Raw genomic sequence first — 7,901 nt, 5'->3', positions numbered from 1 at the left:
AGACGACCATTGCGGAGTGGATCGAGATCTTCTACAACGGGAAGCGGAGGCACTCGAGCCTCGACTACCTGTCGCCCCTCGAGTACGAGCGGCGATACTACGAGAACCTGGAGAGGACTGAAGTGGCGTAAACCGGGTGTCCACTTTTTCGGGGGAATTCCAGGGCTCAGCCCGTCGCGCTCGAGTCAGCGACCGCGAGCCCGCGCGTCCCTCTCACCGCTGCGAGTTGCTCGGCTCGGGCGCGGATCACCGTCCCTCGGCTCACGAATTCTTCCGGGGAACCCCTTTCCGACACGGACCCCGATCCGCGCTATCATCGAGGGTCCCTCAACCCGGAGACACGCCACTTGTACGCCACCATCCGAGAAGAGCTCATCGCCGACGGAATGCTCAGGGGCAAGGCCGAGGGCAAGGCTGAGATGCTGGCTGAGATGCTGGAGCAGCTGCTCGATTCCCGTGAACTCGGGCTCACCGATGCGCTGCGTGAACGCGTCGCCGGCTGCAAGGACGAGTCGCTGTTCCGGCGGTGGTTCCAGCGCGCCATCACGGCCACGAACCTCACCGAGGTCTTCGACGACTGACGCCCGTAGCGCCCCACCGGCCCTACGACATTGGCGTGCGTGGTGCCGGAGTTCGGCCTGATTCCGGACTGCGCGCAGCGGCGTGAGCGCACGGTGTGACCGATATGGTCGAGCAGGGTCGCACGTCGGTGGCGCCCGAGCGCGTGACTTGCCGAGGACGCCTTCGGTAGCTTGGTGGAGGCGCACAGGAATCGAACCTGACCTCAGGGGGGTGGCGTGACTCGACGGGACGAGCACTTGGCCGCCACCTTCCTGGATTTCTTCGGGTTTTGGCGCGGGCGGGGGAGGGCCGGGATCGGCCCGGATCCTCGCTCGCGCGACAGATTGCCGGCAATGGTTGGGTCGTGGACAGGTCCCGGAGGGCATGAGGACGCCCGGGATCGGGCCTGGTTGCACGGGACGACGAAGCTCGGCGAGCGCGTACCACTCGGGGGCCTCGCGAAGCTCGAGCTGAGCCTCGGGCGTCAGCCGGACCTGTATCGCTCAGCCCGTGGCTCTGGTGGCCTGGCTCGCTCGGGTGACGATGGCATCGAGCTCGTCCTCGACGACCTCGGTAGGGATGGTCGTCGACTCGCCCGCACGGACGGACTCGAGGCGGCCCTTGGCCTCGGCGATCCAGCTGGCCTCGATGTCCGAGGTGGCTTGGTGCTGGATGCTGTCGGCGAGGATGGTGGCGATGGCGGCACGCTCGTCTTGGGGAAGCTGCAGGAGCTCGTCCAAGAGCTGCTCGGTGTCTGCCGTCACGGCGCGGAATCCTAGCGGGTCTGGCGGGTGATGGCGACTCGGCGTCGTCACCAGTAGCGGTCGGCGCTGCCCTTGCCGAGGCAGCATCGCTTGTACTTGCGCCCTGAGCCGCAGGGACATGGGTCATTGCGTCCGACCCTGGCCGTTTGGCGACTGACGGCGCCGACCGTCGGGCCCGTGATGAGCAACGGCTGGGACATGGGCTCGGGCTCGTGGCGCACGAGGCCTTCCCGTTGCATCGCTTTGCCGATCGCTCGCATGCGTCGAAGACGTTGCTCGAGCCGGTCAACGAGTACCTTCGTCGCTCGGAGCTTGGCCCACACGGCCGCTTGCGCCATGCACACGCACGGTTTGCCGGCGAGCGCTCGCCGCTCTGCTCGGCCCGGGAAGGCCCGCGGGGCTCGACGTCCGACGCCAAGCCCGCTCCCGACATCGAGTGAGCACGACGACGAGGCTCCGCGTCGTTGCGTCCCCGGAGCCCCTGGCTAGGGTGCAGCCACGCGGACGACATGAGCACCACAGACGATGTATTCGCAAAGCTGGGCCTTCGGCCGCGCCTGACCGCTCGAGACTACCTGCTGCCCGCTCTGGGCATCTTCGGGTTCGGGTTCCTGGCCGGCGCGGGCGTGATGATGCTCCTCGCGCCGCAGCTGCGAGGCCGCTTGCGGCAGCGATTCCAGCGCGGAGCCTCCCGGCTCCGGGCCGTGGTGGAGCGCGAGGGCGAGGAGCAAGAGCAGGAGCAGGAGCAGGAGCAGGGACGGGAGGAGCGGGCCGACCTCGAGAAGCTGTCGCGCAGCGAGCTCTACGAGCGCGCACATGCCATGAACATCGACACGCATCGCAACATGTCCAAGGCGGACCTGGTGGACGCGATCATCACGGAGGGCTAGTGGGTGACGCGGGCGCCACCGACGAGGCTTCGGACGTGCCCGATGCACTCGCCCACGTGGTGAGCGCGGCCGGTCGAGTGCTGGAGGATCGCCTCACCCTGTGGACCCTCGAGCTACGCCATGACGTCGAGCGCAGGTTGCGGATCGGGATGCTCCGCGTCGCGGTCCTGGCCACATCGACCTGCGCGGTGGGTCTGGGCACGGCCGCCATGATCTGGAGCCTGTCCCGTGTCATGTCGATCGGGCTCTCGCTGTTGTTGGTGGCATCGGGATTCGGCGCGGCGGCGGCGGGCCTGAGAATCGTGGCGCGCCGAGCCGCGCGGGTCGACGAGCCCAGAGCCCTCGCTCCGGGGGCGAGGACGGCGGCGCTGACCCAGCGAGGAGAAGCCTGACGTGGATCGCGATCGCGACTCCGACCGGAGCGTCGAGCTACGCTCATCGCTCCGTCGCGATGGACGAGAGCTTCGACTGGCGCTGCGCGAGCTGGGACGCGTGACGCGGGCGAAGCTCGACGTCCACCTGCTCGACCGCCACGTGGCGTTGCTGCTGCTCTCGGGGTTCGCGGTGGGCTCGTGGTGGGGCGTGCGATCGGGCCGCCATCGCACGCTCGTGCTGATCACGGCCGCGCCGAGCGCTTGCCTGCGGATTCCGGGATGATGATGATGTCCCGGTCGGGCTGCTCGATGTGCTCGACGTAGAGCCCGCGCACCGTCAGCACCACGACCACCAGCACCGGCGTTGCGACCAGAAGTCCGAGGATCCCGGTCGCCAAGCCCATCAGCAGCTGCACCGTCAGCAGGTACCCGGGCGGCACCGATACCGCGTGTTGCTCGGCGAAGGGCGTGATGAGGTTGCCTTCGACCACCTGAACGACGACATAGACCAACCCGGCCCACACCGCGGTCATGGGGCTCAGGGCCAGGCCCAGCAGGATGCCCGGGAGCGCCGACAGGATGGGTCCCAGGTTGGGGATGAACGACAGCAGCCCGGCGAGCAGGCCCAGCGAGGCCCACGCGGGAATGCCCACGATCCACAGGCCGAGCCCGGTCAACGTGCCCACCGCGAGCATCGACACGCACCGAGCCAGGAGCCAGCTGCACAGGTTGACCCGTATGGTGTCGAGCAAGCGCCGGGTGCGGTCCCGGTGCGGCGGAGGCACCAGTCGCACCATGGGGTCGACGTATGCGTCGGGCTGGGCGGCGAAGAACAACGACACCACCACCACGAATGCGCCCGCGACGATGGCCCCTCCGATGCTCGAGAACACGGTGGTGAGCTGTTCGGCCAGCCCCGAGCCCAGCATCAGCTTCTCGAGGGAGGGAAGCTCCGAAGCGACGTCCGAGGAGCGGATCGAGCTGGCCAGCGCGCGCACCATGGGGGGAAGCTCGCGGGACAGGTGCACGAACTGCTCGTAGAGCGCCGGGCCGGTCAGGGCGCCCACGCCCGCGATGGCGCCCAGCGAGACCAGCACGACCAGCGCCAGGTTGAGCAGGCGCGGCATTCGGGTGTTTTGCGTGAGCCAGGACGTGGGAACGCCCAGCGCCAGGCCCCCCAGCACGGCCGTGAACGCGAGCAGGAGGATCTGCATGGTCAAGACCATGAGGCCGAGGACGACCAAGGTGACCGTCACGAGCACGAGGACGAATCCGGTGCGACGCTTGAAGGCCGTGGATGGATCGGATGGATCGGGCTCGTTCATGGGGATGGGGATCAGCGCTCGAGCGGCCCGGCCAGCAGGCTGAGCACCGCGAGCACCAACGAGAAGGCGTAGACGATGATCTCGGCGATGCCCGCGGCTCCGAGCGCAAGCCCACCAAAGCCGAAGATGGCGGCGATGATGAGCATGACGGGGCCTATTCTTCCCCTTGCCGGATGCAAGTCGTGAGCCGCGGGATTCTCTCGTGGATTTGCGAGGCGTCAGCGCCTAGTGTGTCGTGGCTGCGGGTGAGCGTGCTGCTCTAGCCCATCGATGGATGAGCATCATCAATGTGACAGATGGGCGATACAGCACATGCGGGAGGGCTCGCTGCACGATCACGATCCGGCCACGGCCGTCCAGACGCCTCGCACCGTTGCTCGAGTCGCCGCACAGAGGCAGCAGGGCCACTTGTGATTCCGGCTGATCGAGGACGGGACCTCTACCAGCCGCCGCACCGGGTGTTCCGGGCTGTCGATGTCATCGAAGGCCAACACTCAGGCAACACCAAGGCCAACCCCGACCAACGAACACGCTTGCCTTCGCCCTGTCTCGGCGCAGAACCGGGATCATGACGACAAGCAGCAATCCCCAAGAGAAGAAACACGAAGAGAAGGGCAAGGAGGCCTCGGGCGGCTCCGGTCAGCCCAGCGGCAAGCCCATGAGTGGAACGCCCATGACCGGAAAACCGGACAAGCCGAGTGAGGAGCGCGGCAGCAGGGAGGAGCGCGGCAGCAGGGAGGAGCGCGGCAGCAGGGAGGAGCACGGCAGCAAGAAGGCCTCGCATCCGAGCTGAGCACCACGGCAGGTGCCTTGCACGACCTTCGAAGCCCGGTGGCCGTACGCCCATCGGGCTTCGATCGATTCCAACCGCGACGACACCCCGCTCCGAGAGCCAGCGTGCGGATCGGCAACGGGGCGAGGCAGTGGCCGTCCTCCGTGGCGCCCCGAAGGAGTGAAGCAAGATGGCGTTCGGTGACGTCGAGCTCCAAGACATGGTTGCGGTCGGGCTCACGACCGCGCGCTCGGCCCGGGTGTGGGCGCGTAGCGTGCACGCGGGCCGCCATCGGCTGGTGCTCAGGCCCGCGGATGCCGAGGCCGCGGTGATCGACGTCGAGGTCGCGCTCGATCCGAGCGTGGACGATGGGACCGGAGCGTGGACCCTCCCCGGTTCGTTCGCACATGCGGGTGACCTCGAGCCCGATTGCGCCTACGCGGTCGAGCTCTCGTTCGATGGCCGCCGGCTGGCACATGCGGCGTTCCGTACCGCGCCCCGCGATCGCGCCAGTGCCCCGCCACGGTGGAGCTTTGGCGCGCTCTCGTGCCATCAGCCCTTCGACGACCACGGCGAGATCGCGGCCGAGGCCGACTCGATGCTGCGCGCGGTCGGGCAGGCCTATGAGGAGGCCGACGTGCGCTTCGTCCTGCTGATGGGAGACCAGTCCTACGCCGACCGTCCTGCCCATGCCTCGCTGTTCCTCGACGAGTACTTCGCAAGGGTCGCTCCGCCTGGGCGCACGCGGCTGCTGGACTGCACGGCCTCCGAGGTGCGGGCGCTCTACCAGCGGCGGCACCGGGTGTTCTGGGGCTGTCACGAGCTCTCCCGGCTGCAGAGCAGTCATTGCTGCTATCCGATGCTCGACGACCACGAGGTGGTCGACAACTTCGGCAGCGACCCCGCGCACGAGGGGCCCGCCTGGGCCAACGTTCGCCAGGGAGCACTCGACGCGTTCTTCGACTACCAAGGCGCGCGTGTGCACGAGCGCGGCCCGAGCGGCGAGCGCCCGCCCTTCCTCGACTGGGGCTTTCGCTGGGGACCTGCCGCGGTCTGGGGCATGGACATACGCTCGCATCGCCGCACCGTAGACGGCGTGACGACCGTCTACACCGATGCACAGCTCGGTGCGCTGCAGCGCTTCCTGGCGGCCCACGCCGAGCTCCCGCTGCTGGTGCTGATGACCCCGATCCCGCTGGTGCACATCGAGGGGCACCTGGTGACCATCCTGGGGCACTTGCTGAGCGAGGGCTCCGACCTGCACGAGCGCTGGTCCCATCCGCGGTGTCGTCGCGATCGGGACCGCTTCGTGTCGATCTTGCTGGAGCACGGCCTCGCACACCCCCTCCAGCGCATCGTGCTGCTCGGTGGCGACGTGCATGCCGGTGCGGCGTTCGAGATCGACTTCTCGGGCGGCGTGCAGCTGGTGCAGCTCACCTCGAGCGCGGTCTCCAATCGCGAGGGATGGCTGGTCAGGAAGGCCTGCGAGAGCGCCGCCCACTCCGTCAAGCGGATCGAGCTGCTCGACGGGCGCCACGGGGACGTGGGGTTGATCCGCGGCCAGGCCGAGGGGCGGGATCACAACCCCTTTGGGGACCTCAATGCAGGCATCGTCGACGTCTACGATCACGGGGATCGTGTCGACGTGGGTCTGCGGCTGGTGAGCCACGACGGTGAGGGCAATCCGCGGATCGTGTTCGAGACCGGTGAGCTCGGACGACGTAGGGACCGCTCCGAGCGGCTCACGGGGATCGACGAGCTGGCCCGGCCCCGCCGCTGAGGGCCGAGACCCTCTCGAGGATGCGTGACGATTTGGACCACCCCGCATTGGAGTCCGACGAAGAAGCCGGGGCGGGTGTCGACCCCGGCCTCGAGACTGGCAATGACTCGATCGGACCAGACTAGTCGTCGTTCAACCGGTCGAGCTTTCGCCGCGCCGCGTTGATGGCGAGCGTCACACCGACCTTGCCGTCGTCGATCACCTTGGTCGTACCGTGCTCGATCTCGTCCAGATCCTTGTTGGCCTCGTCGATGCTGGACTCGATGTCCTTGATGCTCTCGGCGCTCTTGTTTGCGACCTTGGCCGCGGCGAGCTCCGTCTCGAGCGCGGTGATCGCCTCGCGAGCGCGCTTGACGAATTCTTCCTTGGACTCCTGCTCGATGCCTTCGAAGCGACTCTCGAGGTGGGCATCGCCGGACGGCGCATCGACCTCCTCGTCGACATTTCGGTCGGCCTCGTCGACCTTGTGCTCGACCTTCTGCCCGGCTTGCTCGACCTTGTGCTCGGTCTTCTCGACCTTCCGGTCGGCCTTCTCGAGCGCCTCGTTCGGCGTGGTGTCGTCCTCCTTGGAGTTACAAGCACTCGCGCCGAGTACGAGTAGGGCACTGATGGAGATGATCCGATGAATTCGTGGCATGGAGGTTCCTGCATCCCTCGGAGGGCGAGCGGTGTCGTGGGAGGTCCAGCGGTGCAGCCGTGCAAGGACGGCGCCAGCGTGTCCGAGGACGCCTCCCTGGCCCACATGCGCTTGCCGGGTGAGCGCTCGTGCACAGTTGTCGTCGGAGTGCACGGCCATTCCGTCTCGGAGCGGACCGATGCCGTGAACGCAGCCCGCAGCGCCTCGCGACGGCTGGAACGCCGCGGGTCCACCCTGAATTGTGGGCCAATGCTACTTAGCCTCATTCGCCCCAGGGGGATGTTGGCGCTGGTCGACGCGCGTTTGCACCCATCGAAGGACGGGGTAGGCCGGAGTCATGGAACGAGCCGCCTTTGCCATCTTCCGTAGTCGCCGCGCGGCGCAAGAAGCCATGGACGCGCTCGTCACCCAGGGCGTACCCGAGGACCTCGTCGAGGTGCAGCTCCACGAGGATGAGCGCCCACGGCCGGCGGCCGTCAGCCATTTCTACGTCAGGTACGGAGTCCCCATCGTCGTCCTACTGGGCGCGACGGCGGGAGCGCTGATCGCTGGCTGGTGGGGCGTGTTGATGGGAATTCTGTTTGCGGGGGTCTATGGAACGCTGGCGGCAATCTTGTCGGGCAAGATCGACGTCAGGCCGGTGCTCGGCAAGCTCGCCTCGAAGGTCGGGGACCGACAGACCACGCTGGTCGTGGACATCGCTGGCGCCAAAGGAGCGGGCATCGACTTCGAACGATTCCTCATGCAGCACGGCGCGGTACGGGTGGGCATGACGTGAGCGGCGTGCCTGTCGGCATT

At 67.7% G+C, this 7,901-nt stretch carries 13 protein-coding genes; 8 read left to right on the top strand and 5 right to left on the bottom strand.

From position 1 onward, the window contains the following. Positions 1 to 8 precede the first annotated feature (8 nt). Together OEB96_RS01385 and OEB96_RS01380 are read left to right on the top strand one after the other, a co-directional pair. A complete protein-coding gene (locus OEB96_RS01385) occupies positions 9 to 131 on the top strand; it encodes an IS3 family transposase (protein ID WP_407674603.1) in 123 nt (40 codons plus the stop codon). 216 nt (positions 132 to 347) lie between these two features. Then, positions 348 to 581: a hypothetical protein gene (locus tag OEB96_RS01380; protein WP_266213572.1), complete on the top strand. Its 234-nt coding sequence runs from the start codon at positions 348 to 350 to the stop codon at positions 579 to 581. A 483-nt stretch (positions 582 to 1,064) separates the two neighbouring features. Here the strand turns inward: OEB96_RS01380 and OEB96_RS01375 are convergent, their stop codons facing one another. Further along, positions 1,065 to 1,325 (bottom strand): addiction module protein, encoded by a 261-nt coding sequence (locus tag OEB96_RS01375; protein WP_266213571.1) that lies wholly within the window; start codon positions 1,323 to 1,325, stop codon positions 1,065 to 1,067. Between the two features lie 47 nt (positions 1,326 to 1,372). Beyond that, on the bottom strand, positions 1,373 to 1,525 hold the full coding sequence (locus OEB96_RS01370; RefSeq protein ID WP_266213573.1) for an SEC-C metal-binding domain-containing protein: 153 nt from the start codon (positions 1,523 to 1,525) through the stop codon (positions 1,373 to 1,375). A 309-nt stretch (positions 1,526 to 1,834) separates the two neighbouring features. Between OEB96_RS01370 and OEB96_RS01365 the strand changes: the two genes are divergently transcribed. Genes OEB96_RS01365 through OEB96_RS01355 form a run of 3 tightly spaced genes read left to right on the top strand, consistent with a single transcriptional unit; the run spans position 1,835 to position 2,872 of the window. After that, positions 1,835 to 2,215 carry a hypothetical protein gene (locus OEB96_RS01365; protein ID WP_266213570.1) on the top strand — a complete coding sequence of 127 codons (381 nt, stop codon included), beginning with the start codon at positions 1,835 to 1,837 and terminating at the stop codon, positions 2,213 to 2,215. Between the two features lie 35 nt (positions 2,216 to 2,250). After that, complete coding sequence (locus OEB96_RS01360; protein WP_266213569.1) at positions 2,251 to 2,607, top strand: hypothetical protein; 357 nt, start codon at positions 2,251 to 2,253, stop codon at positions 2,605 to 2,607. Position 2,608: 1 nt separating this feature from the next. Further along, a complete protein-coding gene (locus OEB96_RS01355) occupies positions 2,609 to 2,872 on the top strand; it encodes a hypothetical protein (RefSeq protein WP_266213568.1) in 264 nt (87 codons plus the stop codon). Here the strand turns inward: OEB96_RS01355 and OEB96_RS01350 are convergent. Both OEB96_RS01350 and OEB96_RS01345 read right to left on the bottom strand, forming a co-directional pair. Next, a complete protein-coding gene (locus tag OEB96_RS01350; protein ID WP_266213567.1) occupies positions 2,832 to 3,914 on the bottom strand; it encodes an AI-2E family transporter in 1,083 nt (360 codons plus the stop codon). The two genes, OEB96_RS01355 and OEB96_RS01350, sit on opposite strands and share 41 nt — an antisense overlap. A gap of 11 nt (positions 3,915 to 3,925) precedes the next feature. Continuing rightward, positions 3,926 to 4,060: a DUF1328 family protein gene (locus OEB96_RS01345; protein ID WP_266213566.1), complete on the bottom strand. Its 135-nt coding sequence runs from the start codon at positions 4,058 to 4,060 to the stop codon at positions 3,926 to 3,928. Positions 4,061 to 4,482: 422 nt separating this feature from the next. On the opposite strand from OEB96_RS01345, the gene OEB96_RS01340 reads away from it, so the two are divergent. Together OEB96_RS01340 and OEB96_RS01335 are read left to right on the top strand one after the other, a co-directional pair. Further along, entirely contained in the window at positions 4,483 to 4,707 is a 225-nt protein-coding gene (locus tag OEB96_RS01340) for a hypothetical protein (RefSeq protein ID WP_266213565.1), read from the top strand. Positions 4,708 to 4,876: 169 nt separating this feature from the next. Next, entirely contained in the window at positions 4,877 to 6,466 is a 1,590-nt protein-coding gene (locus OEB96_RS01335) for an alkaline phosphatase D family protein (protein ID WP_266213564.1), read from the top strand. 121 nt (positions 6,467 to 6,587) lie between these two features. Here the strand turns inward: OEB96_RS01335 and OEB96_RS01330 are convergent, their stop codons facing one another. Next, entirely contained in the window at positions 6,588 to 7,103 is a 516-nt protein-coding gene (locus tag OEB96_RS01330) for a hypothetical protein (RefSeq protein WP_266213563.1), read from the bottom strand. Positions 7,104 to 7,440: 337 nt separating this feature from the next. On the opposite strand from OEB96_RS01330, the gene OEB96_RS01325 reads away from it, so the two are divergent. Next, positions 7,441 to 7,881 carry a hypothetical protein gene (locus OEB96_RS01325; RefSeq protein WP_266213562.1) on the top strand — a complete coding sequence of 147 codons (441 nt, stop codon included), beginning with the start codon at positions 7,441 to 7,443 and terminating at the stop codon, positions 7,879 to 7,881. Positions 7,882 to 7,901: the final 20 nt, after the last annotated feature.

This window comes from Paraliomyxa miuraensis (assembly GCF_026337845.1).
Taxonomy (GTDB): Bacteria; Myxococcota_A; Polyangia; order Nannocystales; family Nannocystaceae; genus Paraliomyxa; species Paraliomyxa miuraensis.
This window is presented reverse-complemented; position numbering and strand designations above follow the sequence as displayed.